General features: G+C 69.3%; 4 protein-coding genes. All 4 read right to left on the bottom strand.

The window, feature by feature from the left end; translation table 11 throughout:
• Window positions 1–146: 146 nt before the first annotated feature.
• The 4 genes from OHT52_RS04350 to OHT52_RS04335 are packed head-to-tail and all read right to left on the bottom strand — an operon-like array spanning window position 147 to window position 18,242.
• Window positions 147–2,483: a UvrD-helicase domain-containing protein gene (locus OHT52_RS04350; protein WP_328718794.1), complete on the bottom strand. Its 2,337-nt coding sequence runs from the start codon at window positions 2,481–2,483 to the stop codon at window positions 147–149.
• Complete coding sequence (locus OHT52_RS04345; RefSeq protein WP_328718793.1) at window positions 2,483–9,346, bottom strand: DEAD/DEAH box helicase; 6,864 nt, start codon at window positions 9,344–9,346, stop codon at window positions 2,483–2,485. The genes OHT52_RS04350 and OHT52_RS04345 overlap by 1 nt, the downstream gene beginning before the upstream one ends.
• Window positions 9,343–15,072, bottom strand: coding sequence for a hypothetical protein (locus OHT52_RS04340; RefSeq protein ID WP_328718792.1), 5,730 nt, complete (start codon window positions 15,070–15,072; stop codon window positions 9,343–9,345). The genes OHT52_RS04345 and OHT52_RS04340 overlap by 4 nt, the downstream gene beginning before the upstream one ends.
• Window positions 15,069–18,242, bottom strand: coding sequence for a DEAD/DEAH box helicase (locus OHT52_RS04335; protein WP_328718791.1), 3,174 nt, complete (start codon window positions 18,240–18,242; stop codon window positions 15,069–15,071). Before OHT52_RS04335 ends, OHT52_RS04340 begins: the two co-directional genes overlap by 4 nt.
• Window positions 18,243–18,262: the final 20 nt, after the last annotated feature.

The raw sequence follows: 18,262 nt of genomic DNA, 5'->3' as shown, positions 1-18,262 counted from the left end.
CGCGAACGGAGACGAGCCGACCCGGATGCGGATGACGGCCTCACGCCGAGCGGATCTCCGCCCTGTTCCGGTGCACTCCGGACGTCGAGGTCGTTCTCGACGTCCGGACCCGGGCGGATGGTGCCCGTCGGGCATGCCTCCGTCCTTCACGATCGAGGAATATAGGGGCTCGGTGCCCCGTGCCAGCTGATGCGGAGGGTGTCACGGGCGCGGGTGGCGGCGACGAAGAGGAGGGAGCGCGCCTTGCGTTCCTCGCGGGCGTAGCGCTGGGGGTCGGATTCGCGGTAGCGGTCGATGACCGCGCTGCGGGGAATGACACCGTCGCGGGCGCCGACGATGGCGAGCTTCTGGTATTCGAGGCCCTTGAAGCGGTGCATGGTGCCGACATGGACTTCGCCGTCGCCCTTGACGCCGTCCTTGGTGAGTTCGGCCACCGTGATGCCGGCCTCGGTGGCGAGGTAGTACATGACTTGGTTGACGGAGTCGCGGTCGGCGACGCAGACGGCGATGTTGCCACGGGGGTCGCGACGCGGGTGGTTGCCGCCGTCGCCGGAGGTGAGCTCCTGGCGCCAGGCGTGGAGAGTGGTGGCGAGTTGGGTGAGTTCGTCGTCCCAGGTGTCGCAGGGGACGAGTTCGGGGACGGGTCCGCGGAGGACCGAACGGTAGCCGGCGAGGGTGTCGGTGCCGTCGTCGAGATCGTCGTAAGCGGGGGCGTTGCCCTTGGCGTCGACGACCCGCATCGCGCGGGCGAGGATCTCCTTGGTGGTGCGGTAGCTGAGGGTGAGGCGGGAGGAGCGGCCCCGGATGTTGACGCCGACGGTGCCGAGAGTGACCTGCTGGTCGTAGATGCGCTGGTAGGTGTCGCCGGCGATGAACATGTCGTCGGGGCCGGGGGCGACCATCGCGCGGAGCATCTTCCAGTGGGCGGGGCGCAGATCCTGGGCCTCGTCGACGACGACGTGCTGGTAGCGGTGGGCGATGTAGCGCATGCCGGAGCTGTCGTCGCGGTGGATGAGGTCCTTGCCGCCGACCTCGTTCTTACGGTCCTGCCTGGCCGTGACCTTGGCGGCGCGTTCCCGCTCGAAGCGGGCCGCGCGTTCCGCGGCCTGGCCCCAGGTCTCGCGGTTCTCCTTGTCGAGGCGGGCGGTGAACTGTTCGAGGATCTTCCAGATCTGGGCGCGCTCGGGGCGGCTGACGGACCGGCCGCGGCCTGCGCGGCGGGCGTCGAAGTACGCCTTGCGGTTGCCGAGCGACTGGCCGAGGACCACCTGTTCCCACTCCTCGTAGAGGAACTCGGGCTCCCAGCGCTTCTCGTCGAGTTCGAACAGCAGGCGTTGGAGGATGCCGATCGCGACGCTGTCGTAGACGCGCTGCTTGCCGGTACCGCTGAGTGCGTTCTCGTTGAGGACGCGGGCCGCGAGCTTGTCGATGTTGGTGATTTCGACGCGGGCGACGAGTTCGGGTTCGAGGAGGGAGGAGAGACGGGCACGGAGGTCGACGGTGAGGTTGGTGGTGAAGGTGGTGAGCAGGATGGGCTTGTTGTGGCCGGGAGGGAGCTGCTGGGCCAGGTGCTTGACCCGGTGGAGGGCGACGATCGTCTTGCCGGTCCCGGGGCCGCCGGAGACCCGGGCCGGACCGTTGTAACGGCGCTCGACGAGCTTGGCCTGGGCGGGGTGGAGGAAGACCTTCCAGGCCCGGAAGTCGCCTTCCTCCAGCACGTCGCGGAGGTCGTCGTCGATGGTGGTGACGGTGGTGCGTGCCAGTGCCGCACCGAGGTCGTCATGTTCGGTGTCGTCGAGGTCGACCTCGACGGGGGCCGTGATCTCGCGCCGGACCTCGTCGACGGACATCCCGGCGGCGAGGCCGTAGAGGATGTCCTTGGTCAGGAGCGGGGCGCCGGAGACCAACTGGTCGAGCTCGCGGCTCTCGGTGACGGCAAGGGCGAGGTCGATGAGCTGTACGGCGACACCGAGCGACCGCAGGTCCTCGCCGGTGATCCCGGAGAGGAGCGGCGCGGCGGGCTCTGCGGCGACCGCGACCGGCTCCTGCACCTCCGGGGCCGACGCCGGCTGCTGGAGCTCGGCCTCGGGCGTCGGGTCGGCCGGGGTGAGGGTGACGCCGGCGCGCTGCAGCACGCTCTGCCCGACGACGGACAGGTCGACGAACTCGATCTCACCGGTGACGCGGTTGATCGCGACGGAGAGCTCTTCGTAGACGTGCTTGCGGTGGCGTACCGCGACGACGAGCCACCGCTCCTGGCCGTGCTCGTCCACACCGGCCTTGGCGAGGAGAGCACGGTAGGACTGGTCGATCTTGGCGCGGAAGACCCGTCCGTCGCCTTTGAGGGGCTTGAGGTCGAGACCGGGATGGTCGGGGTTCTGCCGGAAGCGGTGACAGAAGTCGTAGAACTTGCCTTTGACCGAGCGGTCGAGCTTGTACAGCTCGTGTTCGGCCTTCTCGTACAGGCTGAGCCGGGCGGTCATCAGGAGAGGGTGCCTTCCGTGTCGGGGAGGAGGGTCAGGAGGGTGTCGAAGTGTTCGAGCCAGTCGGTGGCGGTACGCACGGTCCAGCCGTCGGCGGCGTACGCTTCGTCGCGTTTGCGGCGCTCTTCCCCGGCGTCGGGTCCATGGGCGTCCGGGGTCACGACGACGGCGACCTTGATCGGGGAATCGGCCCAGGCGAAGTCCGCCTGCCAGCCCCGTTCGCCCAGTTCGTAGCCGAAGACCGGGGCCTTCTTGCCCCGGGCGGCGATCTTCCTGGCCAGCCGGGTGAGGTCGGATTCCGGTTCGTCCTCCTCAAGGAGGTCGATGATGTCCTCGTCCCAGGCCCGGTCCCGCAGTACGCCGGCGACCACCTTCTCCAGGGAGGACTCCTCAGCCGAATCGGCGTCGGCCCCGCCGGTGAGTACCGCGGCGCGTACGGCGGTGCGGCCGCCGTCCACCACTGAACTCCCCTCGTCGGCGGCCGGGTTCCGCTGGACGATCAGCGATTCGAGTTCGCCGACGCCGCCGCCGATGGTGAGGATCTCCACCGGGTAGTCGGCGGCCTGGCTGCTCGCGAGCTGGATGCCGTCACCGCCTGCGAAGGCCAGGAACTGCAGCAGGTTCGACCAGTACAGCCAGGACCGCCACATCAGCTTGTGTTCGGCGGTGCCCAGGCTCGTGGTGCGGTCGTCGAGCAGGGCGATGGCGCTCCAACTCGGCTCCTGCCCGGAGGCGTCGACGGTGTAGACCAGCGGCAGCCCGTTGTCGTCCACGGCGTGCAGGACGAGGATCGCGCCGTCGCCTTCCCCGGCTTCGGGCCCCGGCGCCCGACCGCCGCCGAGGGCGGCGAGGGCGGCCCGAACGGCTTCGCGCGCCTGGCTCCGGTCGGCCTGCTGCACGAGCGGCTCGGGCACGCTCATCAGCCCGCCGACCAGCGCCTTGGCCCGCCGCCCCCACGCGGTACGGGAAGGCCGGCGCAGGTAGGCGAGGAGCGTGTCGATGGGATTGGCGAACACGGCGTCCGGGAAGTGGGCGCGGTCGCCGCCCAGCTCCTCGTACCAGTCCTTGGCGGTCTCCTGGCCGATGCGCCGGTAGGGCGGCCACACCGGCCGCGCCTTGGCGGCTTCGCCCTTCTCGAAGAGCTCCAGGTCGTCCCAGGTGATCTGGAAGACGATGTGCCCGTCGGCCCGCAGGTGGTTGCGCTTGGTGCAGTCGGGCGCGATCCGGTTGTGCTTGCGGCTGGCGTGGTACCTGTGGCCGTCGAGGTAGACGGTGACGAGCCGGCGCGGGCCGTCGGTGGATTCGAAGGTGAAGTCGGTGCGGGTGTGCTCCATGGTGCGCTGGGCGGTGAGCCGCCAGCCGGTCGAGCTCACGGACCCGGTGTCCGCGGCCTCACCCGTACCGGCCGTGGAACCGGTGAAGCGGAGGTATCCGCTGTTCGTTCCGCTCTCGTCGAGTGCGGCATCGTCCTGGTTCTCGCTCCACTTGCGCAGGGCGGCCAGGAAGCGGGCCTCCAGGTCGGACTCGACCTGCTTGTCCAGGCCGATCACTTCGGTGGACGCCACCTCGGTGACCGCCCACCCGTCGACGGGGTCGCCGTCGGCGCCACGCAGCGGCTCGCCGTTCTCGTCGACCGGGCCGAGGAGGTCACCGAGGATCTCCAGGGCCTCGTGGCGTGAGACGACGTCCTGGTGGCGTTCCTCCGTGTAGCGGTGCAGACAGCGGTGGCAGGCCCGCAGGCCCTCGTCCTGACAAGGGCAGGCGAGGAGCGCCGCACGGGCCTTGAGGAGCATCTCCTTGAAGTCGCCGGGGTCGGTCAGCCGGTCCAGGTATCCGGTGCCGCCGGGCAGCCGGTCGAAGAGCACCAGGAAGTGGCGCTTCTCGCCGGTGGCCTGGTCGGGCATACGGGCCAGCGTGGTGTCCAGATGCGCGGGGTCACCGCCGAACTGCCGGTCGACCCCGAGCCGCAGTGCGGCCTTGAAGGAGTAGATCTTCTCCTCGACGAGCACGGTGGCCGCCGGAAGGAGCACCCGCAGCGCTTCGGTGTTCAGCTGGTGGGCGAGAAGCACCGCCTGCTGGGGCGCGGTGGCGGCCTTCATCCCACGCCGCAGCGGGCACCACGGCTGGTGGTGCTTGACCTTCGGGTTGTGGGCGGCCGAGGAGTCCAAGGCGTCGGTGGCGTGGTCGAAGACCGGTTTCCCGTCGGCGGTCGCCGCCCCGCACGCGGTGCACACGTGGAACGGGGCCATCCGGACGTTCTGCCCGGCCAGTTCGTCCTCGGTCTGGCTGTCGAACCGCGTCGGGCCGACGTTGATGCGGCGAATCACCGCCTTGCGGCAGTAGTCGACGCCGAAGGTGTGATGGACGTGCCGCCAGGACGCGCCCTGCTTGATCTCCTCCCGGGGGATGTCCACCGCATCGATGACGGTGTAGTAGCGCTGTTCCCTGTCGTCCTTGTCGTCGCCGATACGGGCGTCCTCGCGTTTGTCGCGGGAGGTGACGGTCGTGGGCTCGATGACCTGGTGCAGGCAGGATCCGTCGTCCGCGATCCCCGTACCGCCGCAGCGCGGGCAGGGCGAGCGGTCGTCCTGGGCGTCCTCGGTGCGGACGTAACCGCACTCCTGGCAGAACCGCCAGGTCTTCCAGTCCGGCTGGGAAGGACTGCCGATGTCGATACCGGTGATCTCGTGCTTGTAGCCGTTGACGTAGAACGTGTTGCCGGGAGCGAGTTCGGACAGGGCGTAGCGCCGGGGCCGGTCGTAGGAGCGGATCTTGGAGTCGAAGCGGTCCCGGCCGGTCTTCGGATCCACGCCGTCGACCCAGTACAGCGTCGCGTTGAGGGTGGTGACGGAGTCGATGAGCGCGTAGTTCGGCAGCAGACCGAGATCGCACAGGGCCTGCTGGGCGGTGATGAGCCCGAGCTTGCTCAGGCGCTTGCCGAGCGCCCGGTGTTCGGCATCGAGTTCGGCCTTGCGGTCGCGCTGCTCGTCCTCGGTGTCGTGGAGTTCGTCGCGGGCCTCTGCGATGTACCGCAGCCGCCGCCGTAGCACCTCCTCGGCGTGCAGCCACTGTCGCTCGGCCTGTTCCACCGCGCTGCGCAGCCCGCGCCCGGCGAAGGCCCGCAGGTCTTCCGCTGCCTGCTCGTTGACGCCGACGGGAAACAGGTCCAGGAACCCTTCGACCAGGTTCGAGGCATCCGCGAGCGCCGTTTCGACGAGATCGGCGAGGTATCCGGACGGGCCGAAGAGGGCCGGGGCGTCCCGTACGACCGCGGGCAGCGGACGGCCGTCGGTGCGCGGCAGCCGCCCCCGTGCGGCCAGGTCGAGGAGGTGCGCGAGGTACTGGCGGCGCAGGATCTCGATGGCCGACAGGTGACTGCCCGGCGGCACGATCTGCCCGGCGATCATCTCGCGCGGCTGGTCCAGGTAGTACAGGTCCCGGCGGCTGCGGTCCGGGATGGTCAGCAGGAACGCGTTCCCGGTACGCCGCCCGGCCCGGCCCACCTGCTGGGCGTAGTTGGCGGCTCGCCTCGGCAGTGCGGCGAGCACGACCGCCGACAGGTCGCCGATGTCGATGCCCATTTCGAGCGTCGGCGTACAGGACAGCACGTTGGGGTCCTTGAACCCGCTGCCGTCCTTGAACGCCGCCTCGACCCGCTCCCGCTCCGGCCGGGTCAGCATGCCCGTGTGCTCGGCCGTGATGACCTGGTACGTGCCCGCCTTCCGGTACAGCCCGCGGTAGTAGTCCTCGCGGTAGTCACGGTCCCGCTGGTGCATGCCGAGCCCCTCGGGCCGGTCGCCCGCCACGAGGATTCCGCTGCGGCAACGGTAGGACGGGCAGCGCTGCCCGTCCCACTGCGCGAGCAGGCCGGGGTGGACGGTCTGCTCCCAGAAACAGTCGGGGCAGCGGACGAACGCCTCGTTCACCTCGGCGTCCTTCAACAGCTGCACATCGATCGCGCCCGGCTTCAGACCGTAGACACGCAGGCTGCCGTCGGTCGGAGTGCGTACCGAGAGCAGACCCGCCTCCACCAGCGCGGGCAGCAGCCGCGACCAGAACTCCGCGGCCTGCTTCCGTGGCAACCCGAGCATCCGCTGCGCCCACCGCTCGTGCCAGGAGAGGCGGCCGGTCGCGAAGTCGAACTCGCTCCTCGTCTTGGGTGCGCTGAGCAGGAACACCGGCGCCGCGATGCCCTTGGGGAAGGCGCGCATGCCGGGAGGCCGCTTGCCCCAGATGAAGTACCTGCTGGTGCCTGCCTCCGAGAGGTATCCGTTCAGCCACGTGTGACCGATCGCGCCGCGGGTCCGCAGCCGCTCCAGGAAGATCCTCAGGAACCCGAGGTAGCGGGCGTCGTCCTGCTCGATGACCGGCAGCCCGCCGCCGTGCCCGTACGGCTCGGTGTGCGCGGCCCTGACCAGGGCGATCGCGGAGGCAGGGTCCTCGATGCGTACGTGGGCCGCGGCGGTACGGGTGAGTTCCAGGGTGCGGCCGTTGCGGGAGCGGAAGCCGAACTCCATCAGCGCCTCGAAGGCGAACCGCTCGCCGATCAGCTCCCAGGTCTTCCTGTCCCCGCCTCGCCCCTGACCGGACAGGAGCCGCTTGACGCCCTTGAAGTCGTGCAGGTCGGTGGGGACGACGGCGGCAAGGGTCTCGCGGTCGGTGGTCGCCGCGACCACGTCGGCGATCAGGTCGTGCAGCGCGGTCGGGGTCTCCTCCGACAGGTGCTTCTTGAACAGTGCGCGCAAGGAGAAGGTGTACGACCGGCTGGCCACGAAGCCGGCCCGGTGGGCGGCGTCCTGCACCGAGTCGTTGAACATCAGGGTCTTGTCCTCACCCTGCGCCCTGTCCATCTCGCCACCGGTGAACAGCTGGGTGACCGAGGCCGCGGCGAGGGCGGCGGCACCCGTACCGAGGAATCGGATCGCGTTGTGCGAGCCGCAGGCCGGGCACCAGTCGTCCTCCGCGGCGGTGGTTGCGGTGTCCCCGAGCCAGACGAGGACGAAGGCCGCGTCGGAGCCCGCCAGCCGGGGCGCGCCGGTCTCCTGGTCGTAGTCCTCGACCGGATCGGGCAGCCGCAGACGGCGCTTCGGCCCGTCCAGTACTCGCAACTGCCCGGCATTGGTGGCCGCGAGAGGGGTGCCGCCGTGCCCCGCACCGCGCCCGGCCTCCTCCATCGGGGCGGCACCGGAGCCCTCCTGGGCCTCCTTCTCGGTGGCCGCGATCAGGTTCCGGACCCGCATCTTGTCCTGGCTGACCGAGGCCCGCCGGATCTTGTGCGTGTCGACCTGTACGTCCGCGTCGTCGGTCTCCGGGGAGAACACCGCCCAGCCCGAACGCCCGCAGTCACGGCAGTAGACGGCCGGCAGAAACAGGTTCGCGGCCGCGCCCGCCGTCGCCGTGGTCACCGGGGCGGTACGGGCCGGCTGCTCGCCCGAGTGGGGGGCGGAACCGGCCGAGTCCCACTGGAACTCGGCCCTGGGCCACGGCAGCACACCACGCACGACCCGCGACACCGACCGCGCCCACTGATGCACCTCGACCTGCACGAAGGGCCGCGGCCGTTCGGGCGTGGAGGCCGGATCACGAGCCACCGAGAGCAGCGCCAGGAGCCGGGCGAGGGCGGACGCCGCCACCTCCGGCTGCCGGGTGATCGCCTGTCCCCAGGAGAACGCGCCCCGCCGCCACATCAGGTCGAGCACCTCGGGCACGGTCCGCACCTGCCCGTCCAGGGCATGCATCACGGCCGAGGTCAGCATGTGCTTCTTCAGCAGACCGCCGAGGACGTGCGGATCGGTCTCGCGGGTGCCGGTGACGGCCTCGACGAGCGCGAGGAACTCCTCCTTGCCGAGCGAGGGGTCGGGAAGGGTGGCCAACTCGTCCGGGACAGGGATCGCCAGCAACGGGTCAATGTCGTCCGGGGGCACGAACTCGTCCACCGTCTGGCGGTTCTCCCCGACGATCGAGGACGCGTCGAACTCCGTACCGAACACCTGCGTCGCCACGTCGAGCAGCTGACGGACGCCGTCCTGGTCCGTGCTGTCGGAGGCGAGCGTCGCCGAGGTCGCCACCGGGCAGATCCGCCCCAGCGGACGGCCCTTCTCCGCAACCCCGACCGCCGAGGCGAGGCGGCGCAGGAGCATCGCGACGTCCGTGCCCTGCGCGCCGTCGTAGGTGTGGAACTCGTCCACGACCACGTAGCGGATGTCCGCGTCCGCCCACAGCGGTGCGTCCTGGGCCCGTTGGAGCAGCAGGTCCAGCATCTTGTAGTTCGTGATCAGGATGTCGGGCGGCGAGATCTGCATGTCCGACCGGCGCGTGTACACCCGGTCGTAGTGCGTCGCCGCCTTGTCGCCGATGTAGAGCCCGGCCCTCACCTTCTTCAACGCCTCGTGCTCACGCAGGAGTTCATTGATGCGCTGGGCCTGGTCGGTGGCGAGCGCGTTCATCGGGTAGAGGAGTACGGCCTTGACCCCGGTCCGGCCGGCCGCCCGCTCGCGGGCGCAGTGGTCCAGTACGGGATAGAGGAACGACTCCGTCTTGCCGGAGCCGGTACCGGTCGTCACGAGCGTGGGCTTCGGCGTACGGCCGCCCGCAGAGGACAGCCGCTCGAAGGCCTTCGCCTGATGCGCGTACGGTATCCAGTCGTCGGTCCGCTGCCAGTCCAGATACCTGGTCCAGGACGCGTCCGCCTGGACGAACGGCGTACGCAGGCGGACGAACGGTCCCCGGAACATCCCGGAGTTCTCGTCCCCCAGGAACCGGTGCAGCGCCTGCCGCGCACCTTCGTCGGTCAGCGCGTATGTGGTGGACAGGTACTGCAGCAGGCTCTCCTTGAGCCCCTGCGCCTCGAGCGTCGGCCTCACGGCTTGGGCACCTCCTGCGTGACCGGGTCCCACTTGCCGGCCCTGACGGCGGCGTCGAGACGCTTCTGGAAGTAGGCGTGGGCGTCGCGCATCTCGGTCTCGCGGTCGGCCTTGTAGAAGGGGGCGGTGTAGCCGGTGGGGACGGGGGTTTCGGGGGCGGGGTTGTTGGCGGGGTCGGCTTGGTGGGCCTTGAAGACGGGGTCGGCCATGTACGCCTCGAACTGCTTCCAGGTGTCCTTCGTCTGGCGCTGGCCAATCGTGCGGGCGTTACCGGCCAGCTTCGACCCTTCGGCGTCGAACCATGTCACCACCTCGTACTTCTGGAGGACCGGGAATCGCCCCCTGTAGGCGGCGATCAACGCATCGGCATCCATGCCGAGCCATACCGCGACCAACGCATCGATTTCCACGAGCGCGGCGCGGCGGGCGTACTCGGTACGGAGGGGGGTGTCGCGTTGCCAGGTGGGGGTGACTGCGGGGAGTTCGGTCGTCATGTACGGCCAGGGCCGGGCCCAAGGCTCGTAGGCGGGCCAGGTGGAGTCGTGGAGCTCCTGCCAGAGGTCGGCGTAGGCGGTGGTGAGGCAGTTGAGGCGGAGGGTGCGGAGGAGGAGGGCGGGGGCCAGGGGGTGGTCGGGCCGGGGTGCGGGCATCACGTTCGCTCCGGCCACTTGGAGATCGCCGCGTCCCGTTGCGCGCAAGAAGTAGTCCACGGGCAGAGCTGCCCAGAATCCTGCTGCGAGACTCGTTTCCCTGTTGGTGCCCAGCGCCGCGCTGTGCACCATGTGAATATGTGCAACGCCTCGTGGCACTAGCGCCGCGAACAGCGCCCGCTCCGTATCCGGGGCGATCTGCCGCCGCCATGCAAGCCGATAGAATTCCGTGTACGACTTCGTAGCCAGAGTCGCGAGCTCCTTGTCCACCGAGTCGTACGGAACATCTCTCGGCAGGCAATTCGAGTTCTCGGCCAGAGTCTCCCTTACGGCACGGATCGTGTCGTCCGAACCTCGCATCCGCTCCAACTCGGCGCGGTCCAACCACCGGTCCTGAGCCTCGACGTATTCCGCATCCCGCCCGTTCGCCACCACATACGCGGTGTCCGGAACGTGATCGGAAGGCAACTGAACAAGATCAACACCATAGGGGTCGTTGCTGTTGGCGTCATGCCGCTTGAACGCGGGTGTGGCCACGCCGAGTTGCGGCCCCTTGAGGATTACCTGCTTCCACTCCTCAGGTTGATACTCCTTGCCGGTCTCTGGATCGACACGGTTATAGTCGATGAGATTGTCCTTCTTCGCGCCGCTCTCGTGGTAGCCGGGCGAGATTTGCGGATCAAAGGCACCAAGTCGTAGAGAGTAATCGGCGAGAGCTTCGATCGCCGAGATCTCCTCCGTGCTCACAGGGAACAGCAAGCGGCTCTGCTCTACCGGTACGTTTTCCCCTCCAAGGAGACGTTGCCACACAGACAGGGTGTCACTCGTCACGTGGATGACCCTGTCGCGGTGGGGACGCACATCGTAGGCACCACCTCGATAACGAATGCCCGGCCCGTCACCCGAACCATCGTGTTGCGAGGAGAGCCGAAGAGCGTCGACGGAGACCAGCCACGACAGATTCTCGAAGTCGATCTCTCCCGGCGGCGCATAGATGTGCACCCCGAAGTGCGTTGACTCACCCACCGGCTTGGGGAAGAAGCGGTGCCCGGGATTGAAGAAGTCGCCGTGTACGCGAAGGCGACGGTAAGCGGCCTCGCGCAGTGCGCCTTCCTTGTCGCCCGTGAAATGAGAGTCCGGATGCACCAACCCCATAGCCCCTGCTGCTGAGGCATGGGCCCACACCTGGCACATGAAAGCTCGGTACAGATCAGGCTGACTGCCCGAGACCAGCGGGTAGGTATGCGGTGCCGCCAGGTAGCTGGCCGTGGTGGCGGTCGAGGTCACCTCTCCCAGCGTGTACGCGGCCACCCGCGTCTTTGCAAGCTCGGCCGTCCTCCGGCGGTCCTTCTCAGCAGCCTGGGGCTTCTCGGTCAGCATGAACCATGGCTCGGACTCAGCGAGAACTGGATTCTCTTTCCACTGTGGCCGCACCCACGGCGGGTTCCCCACCTGAAGGTCGAACCCGCCGGCCTCCGCGAAGACGAGCGCGAAATCCAACTCCCAGTGCAGGAACCCCTGGTCCTCCGCGATGTCGCGGACCACGCCCATCCACGGGAAGCGCGCCTCCGGCTCCCGCTGGTCCATGTCCATCTCGGTCTCGTCCTGGATGAGCTGCTCGTACTTGCTGAGCTCCTCCAGGTCATGGAGGGACCCGATGAGCGATCCGGCTTCCGGGACCGGTCCACGGCCGAGCATGGCCTCCAGGAAGTCCAGCCAGTCGTCGAGGTCCTTCAGCGCGATGAGCGGGCGGCGGGTGGGGCGGGATAGGCCGGGGGCGGGCTGCTTCCTGGTCTTCACCGTCGTCTTCGACGGGCCGACCTCCTTGACCTCCACGTGGACCACGCCGTCGGAGGACGCCTCGACGTCCGACAACGAGATCTGATCGCCCTCCATGGCGAAGAGCACGGTGTTCTCCACGAAGCGCGGCGCGCTCGTGGGCATGGGTGCGGGCGGGGGCGGCGGCGGGGTCACCTCCGCCTCGGCCTCCGACAGGGCCTCGACGGGCGGCACCGCATCACCCGGCGGCACCATCGTCGCGGACATCGCCTCGATCAGGTCGCCGATGCTCCCCGCGCCCGCGCTCCCCACCACCGGCGCACCCGCGTACACGTCGTCCGACCCGTCGAGCAGCCCCGCCTTCCCCACCGGCCAGAACCACAGCGCGCACCACGCGTCCATGACGCGCTTGAGCCGCCAGTACGGGGTTCCCGCCGCGCGGAACAGGTCCGCGTACACCTTCTCCTTCGACATCCGGACGGCCGCGACGCCGGAACCACCGTCGTCGCCCTCGTCCTCGCTCCGCCGCAGGAAGGCGAACTCCTCATCCTTCGTGTCCGCGCCCCACACGTCGATGCTGCGGGCGATCTCCCGCTCCGACAGCTCCATCCGCTTGACGACCAGCGACCACAGGAACTCCGCCCGCCGCGCCGCATCCCGCAGTCGCGTGTACTGCGAGACCGCCTCGCCGCCGGACTTGCGGTCGAGGATCGGCTCGCCGGTCTTCTTGTTCAGCCGCCGGGCCGGCGTCTTCAGGATCCCCTTCTTCCACTCCGCGAGATCCTTCACCCCACTCTCGGCCAGCTGCGCGAGCAGCTTCTTCGCGTCGCCGCTCGCCCCCGTGACCGCCGCCCACCCCGGTGTCGGCAGCAGGAACTGGTGTACCGCCCCGTCCGGCAGCGGCTGCTCGGCCGCGTCCTTCAGGAACGGCAGCGGTTCCGGTGCGAGCGGCTTGGCGTTGAGCCAGGGGGCCTTGCCCTTCAGCGGGGTCACGTCCCCCGCCGCGTACACGGCCCGCCGCCCGCCGATCAGCGAGTTGCCGCGCCGTAGATGCAGCCCGAACCACGGGGCCCGCATCCCGGGATGCATGGTGTTCAGCCACATCGAGACCTCGGCCAGCTCGACGCCGGTCGCGTTGAGGTCCACGCCGTAGGCGTTGTGCAGGGCGATGTACGCCTTGGCCTTCTGCTTCTCCGTCAGCGCGTCGCCCGTCGGCACGGAGACGCCCAGCTCGTCCTGCCGACGCCGCAGGTACTCCTCGGCGACCTGGTTGATCGCCTCGTTGAGGAACGCCCCCGACCCCAGCGCGGGCTCACAGATCCGGTACTTGAGGAGCTCGGCGGCACGCGTCTTCACCACGTTTCCGTCGGCGTCGCGCTCCTGGTCGAGCCGGTGCTTGAGCGCCAGCTCGACGGTGACCTTCGTCAGCGACTCGGGCGTGTAGTACGAGGCGGACGTCTCCCGGTCACGGCCGGCCAGGCGGTACACGAACCGGCCCGGCGGGTACTTCTTCGGGCCGCGCAGCCCCTTCACCGCGTCCCGGTCGTCGTACGTCACCCAGGTGTTCTCGGGATACTCCTTGAGCCGCTGCGAGGGCACCAGCCAGGAGCCCTTCGCCGGGTCGCCGCCCTTGGCGACCTCGCACAACTCCTCCTCGGCGATGATGCCGGTGTACGACATCAGCCCCTCGTAGACGGCCCCGAGCTGGTTGATGCCGAGGTTGCGGTAGGAGATGAATCCCGCCCGGCCGCCGGCCCGTTCGGCCTTCTTCAGGGTCAGCAGGCGCAGCACCTCGTGCAGAGCGCTGTTGCGCGGCCGCAGGTCCAGCCAGGCCGGATCGCTGTCCTCGTCGCTGCGCGGGTCACGGGTCTCGTTGCCGATGAGCCGGACGGAGTCGCGCTCGAACAGCTCGCTGCGCAGCGGCTCAAAACGCAGTCCGCGGTCCTCGCTCCGGTACTTCGTCTTCCGGCGACGGGTCTCCTCGTCGTCGCCGGGCAGCTCGTCGTTCGGCTCGGTGCCGTAGGGCCGGTAGCCGTTGTTGACCTTCTTGAAGAGGACGTCGAGGGAGGCGTGCAGGTGGAAGCCCTGGCGAGCCGTCTCCTCGGTCAGCAGCTCGTCGCGCTCCACCAGTTCCCGCAGGCGGGCCATCGAGTAGCCGGCCTCGTAGGAGCCGTCGTCGGCGGGCAGGATGCCCAGTTCGGGACGGGCCTCGGCGTACAGCAGGAACAGAATGCGGTAGAGGTAGCGCAGCGACTCCCGGGTCAGTTGCCGGGCGAACGACACGTCCGGGCGCTCGATGTCGCGCGGGTCGAGCCCGGACTCCTCCAAGCGGTCCAGGACGGCGTTGGCGAGGATCTCGACGGACTTCTGGAGGCCTTCGCGCAGCTCTCCGGAGACGCCGACCGCGTTGTCGCGGGACGCCTTGACCAGCGCGTCGATCGCCGGCGGCTTACCGTCCACGGCCGGTGCGAGCACATCGTGGCTGAACAGGCCGGCGATCGTGGCGAGTTCGCCGAGCTGGCGGCGGTCGTTGCGTTCCAGTGCGGCGTCGAGGTTCGCGGAGAGGTAGCGGCCCTCGCCCCAGGCGTGCCGGTCGGCGAGGACGACGACGCCGCCGCACAGGAGCAGTACGAACCGGGGGGCCGCGCCGCCTTCCTCTCCCAACTCGCTCTGGAACAGCCAGGTGGCGAGCGCCTGCCCGGTCTCGTAACTCTCCCCGCTGCCCGCCCGCAGTGGGTGGAGCAGACGGCCGTACCCGTCCGCGTCGAGCGCCGTGTCGTTGCTCGCCGACCAGCCGCAGTCCAGGGCCACGATGCCGTCGCCGTGCCAGGCCACGGTCACCTCGTGCTCGCGCCCGGCTCGGTGCACGGTCAGGGTCCGTGCGGTGGGTTCCACCGATACGGAAGGGAAGCCGAGAGAGGTGAGGACCTGCCGGTGCCAGTCCTCGACGCGCCCGCACCACTCCTCGTCCCCGTAGGTGTTGAGGTGGGCCTCGAAAGCCGCGGTGTTCGGGTACTCGTCGTCCTGCCGGTCGTCCTGCCTGTCGTTTCGCTCGTCGTCCTGCTCGTCGGCCTTCGCCTGCTCGGCGAAGTAACCGCGGTACTTCTCGTCCAGGTATGTCGAGCGCAGCGCCCGCACCGACTCGCGCGGGGTGGGGCGGGGGTCGTGCTCGTCGCTCTCCCGGTCGGCCCAGTCGGCGAAGACGCCCTTTTTGAGGCCGTCGCCGAGCTGCTCGGCGAAGTAGAACGCGGACAGGTACTCGCCGCGGTTGGAGAAGGAGTCGAAGTCGGTACTCATCGGGCGGTCGTCTCTCCGGCAACAGGCGCGGCGGATACATCGGTCGTTTCGGCGGGTGTCGCGGACAGCGGCTCAAGGACGCCGAGCAGGCGCAGCATCGGCGCTCCGGAGGTCCGCAGCGACCGGATCATGGACGTGCGGCGGCTCGCCGTGAGGTTCACGTCCTGCTTGGCTTTGGCGGCCCCCGAGCGGGCCGAGGCGGCGAAGAGGGCGTCCTGCTGCCACTGGGCGACCCGCTTCTCGTACGGAGCGAGTACCGCGTCGATCGCCTCCTTGTACTCCGCAGCCCGGTCGGTGAGGAACCCGGTCGCCGCGTCGACGGCCGCCGGTACCAGCGTCTGGAGCCCCTCCCGGTCGGCCGGAGTAGCGCGTCCGGGCATCTTCGGGCCGACCTTGCACGCGGCGAGGAAGGCGTCGTCGATCCGCAGGACCCGCGGTGCGGTGGGCAGGCCGACGACGGCCATCCACTCCACGACGGTGGGCCGGCCCACCGCGTTGGAGTAGATGCCCTGGACCAGGTACACCGGACCGGCCAGGTCGGCCGGCAGCCGCTCGTCCAGCTTCCCGGCCGCATCGAGATCGGGGGCGAAGGCGAGAACGAACGCCTCGTCGTGACGCAGGGCGGCCAGGGCCTTGTCGGTCAGCCAGTCCAGGACGGGATGGACGTCCGACACGTAGCCGACGTTGGGCCACTGGCTCTCGGTCGTCTCCCGGGCGACCTCCAGACGCTTGGCCGCAAGCCCTTTGTCGAAGGTGAGCCGCAGTCGGCCCTCCTTCTTCGGGGTCGGCAGGATGCCCTGGTCGGTCAGGTACGACTTGGGCAGCGACTTCAGCCGGTACACCAGGTCCGGCGGCGGCTCGAACGCGATCGTGCCGTCGTCCTCACGGCGCAGTTTGAGCACGTTCTCCGGCTTCTCGGGGAAGTACGTCTGGCGCAACGCCTCGTCGAAGTAGGCGGCCGTGGAACCCGGCCCGCCGAAAAGGCTCGGCACCGTGGCGACCGGCACGTCGTCGGACGGCTTCTTGGCACCGACATTGCCCATCAGCCGGCCGAGCATCGCCTTCGCGCCGCCGCTGGACTTCTCGATGGACTCTTCGACCGTCCGTCCGGAGATCAGGTCCCGCGTCAGCCGGTCCTCTTCCTCCTTCGCCCGGTAGATACCGGTGACGGCCTCCGCCGAGCCCTCGATCCGGTGCGCCTCCTCCTCACGGGCCAGGAGTTTGGAGCCCACCAGCCGGTCGTCCAGATGCAGCGACTCGCCTTTCTCGTCCGTACGCCACTCCACGTCGCCGGTCAGGACCATGGCCCGGAACTGAGGGGCCTTGCTCTGCCCGTAACGGTCGATACGGCCGTTGCGCTGCTCGATGCGAATCAGCGACCACGGAAGGTCGTAATGGATCAACTGGTGGCACTGTTGGTGCAGGTTGACGCCTTCGGAGGCGACATCGCCGGTGAACAGGATGCGGACCGGGTCGGTCCTCAGCCCGAACTTGGAGACGATGTCCTTCTGCTCGTCCTCGTTGCTGGCCTCGCCGTGCATGACCTGGACCGCGCCGCCGTAAGCCAGCCACGGCTTCAACTCCGCCACGGACTCCTCCAGCTCGGTCCCGGCCCGGAAACCGAGCCTGGCCGGAACCACTTCGGCGAGCCACTTCAGGGTGGGGATGCGCTCCGAGAAGACCACGACCCGCATGTCCGACCCCGGGCCCACACCGATCTCCTTCAGCTCGCGCACCAGGGCGTCGAGCTTCGCGGAGTCGTCGTCGCCGAGGTCGGCGGCAAGGCGCTCAAGGTTCACCATGGCCTCGCGCTCGATACGGCGCTCGGCCTCGCGGGCCGCCGGGTCCTGTCCCCTCCTGACCTTGAGGGGAGCCTCCAGGACCTTCCGCCGCGCCGCGACCGAGTCCTGGAAGGCCCGGTGCGAGGAGAGGAACGACTTCAGCAGGTTGTAGGCCACCATCGTGTCGGCGCACACCGAGGAAGCGGCCGGATCGCGCGGTGTCCACCGCGCGGCGAGCTCCTCCAGGACCGCCCGCTCCTTGGGCCCGGCCTCGCAGATCACCGGCCGCGACGGGCCGCGGTCGGCCCACTTGCCCTTGAGGGAGTCCCGGACCTCGCGGTCGGTCTTGGTCCGCCGGATGTACAGGTGGCCGAGGTCCTTCACCTCGTACTCCGACGTGTTCGCGATCGCCGTCTTGTCCAGCATCCGGATCAGCTCGGCGAAGGACTCGGTCGCACCGTTGTGCGGAGTCGCGGAGGCGAGGATCAGCGCGTCCGTGTGATCGGCCAGGGCACGGGCGAGGTCGTTGTTCTTGGTGCCCCGGTTGACCAGGTTGTGCGACTCGTCGATGACCACCGCGTCCCAGTGGGAGTTCTCCAGGTGGTGGGCGTAGACATCGCTCTTCAGGGTGTCCACGGAGATGATCGCGCGCTTGAAGTAGGCGAACGGGTTTCGGCCGGCCGGGATGTCGCGCTGGATGCGCTGGATGCCGGTGGAGTCCAGGCGGACCAGCGGAATGGAGAAGCGGGTCCACAGCTCGCGCTGGAACTGCTCCAGGACGTGCGCCGGAGTGACCACGAGGATGCGCTCGCCGCGCCCGCGGCGGATGAGCTCGGCGAGCAGGATGCCGATCTCCAGGGTCTTGCCCAGTCCCACCACGTCGGCGATCAGGACCCGCGGCTGCGGATTCTCCTTGGACAAGGCCAGCTCGGCGGGGCGCAGCTGGTGGGTCTGCTGGTCCATGAGGAAGTTGTCGGCCAGCGCGAGACCGTGCTCGGTCTGCGGGAGCGCGGTCTTGCGGATGACCGCCTCCAGGTAGAGGCGGGCCTTGCGGTGGTTCGGGGAGTCGTCCGGGACCAGAAGGGTCTTCTTCGGGTCGAGGGCCTCGATGTAGTCGAGCTTGTCGTAGAAGACGGCGTCGGTCCCGCGGACGAAGGAGGAGACTCCGGTGGCCTCGACCATCCAGTCCTCGTCACCCACCGGCGTGACGGTTCTGACCAGCCATTGCTCGTCGCGGACCCGGACCTGCGCGCCCGGCGCGTACGTGGCCTGACGGGTCGGGGAGGCGGCACCCGCGGAGCCGGGTACGGCGGAGTCCACGGCTTCGTCCGCCGTGTCCTCCGCGTCGAACGCGCCCTGACCGTCGCCGGTCTCCGTCACGCTGGTCACGTACCGCTCCATTCCTTCAT

Origin of the sequence: Streptomyces sp. NBC_00247 (assembly GCF_036188265.1) — a bacterium.
Taxonomy (GTDB): domain Bacteria; phylum Actinomycetota; class Actinomycetes; order Streptomycetales; family Streptomycetaceae; genus Streptomyces.
Note: the sequence above shows the minus strand (reverse complement) of the source record. Positions and strands in the feature narration are given on the sequence as shown.

Coding starts and splice junctions, on each gene's coding strand:
- OHT52_RS04340 (WP_328718792.1), bottom strand. CDS start 15,072: ATGAGTACCGACTTCGACTCCTTCTCCAACCGCGGCGAGTACCTGTCC.
- OHT52_RS04350 (WP_328718794.1), bottom strand. CDS start 2,483: ATGACCGCCCGGCTCAGCCTGTACGAGAAGGCCGAACACGAGCTGTAC.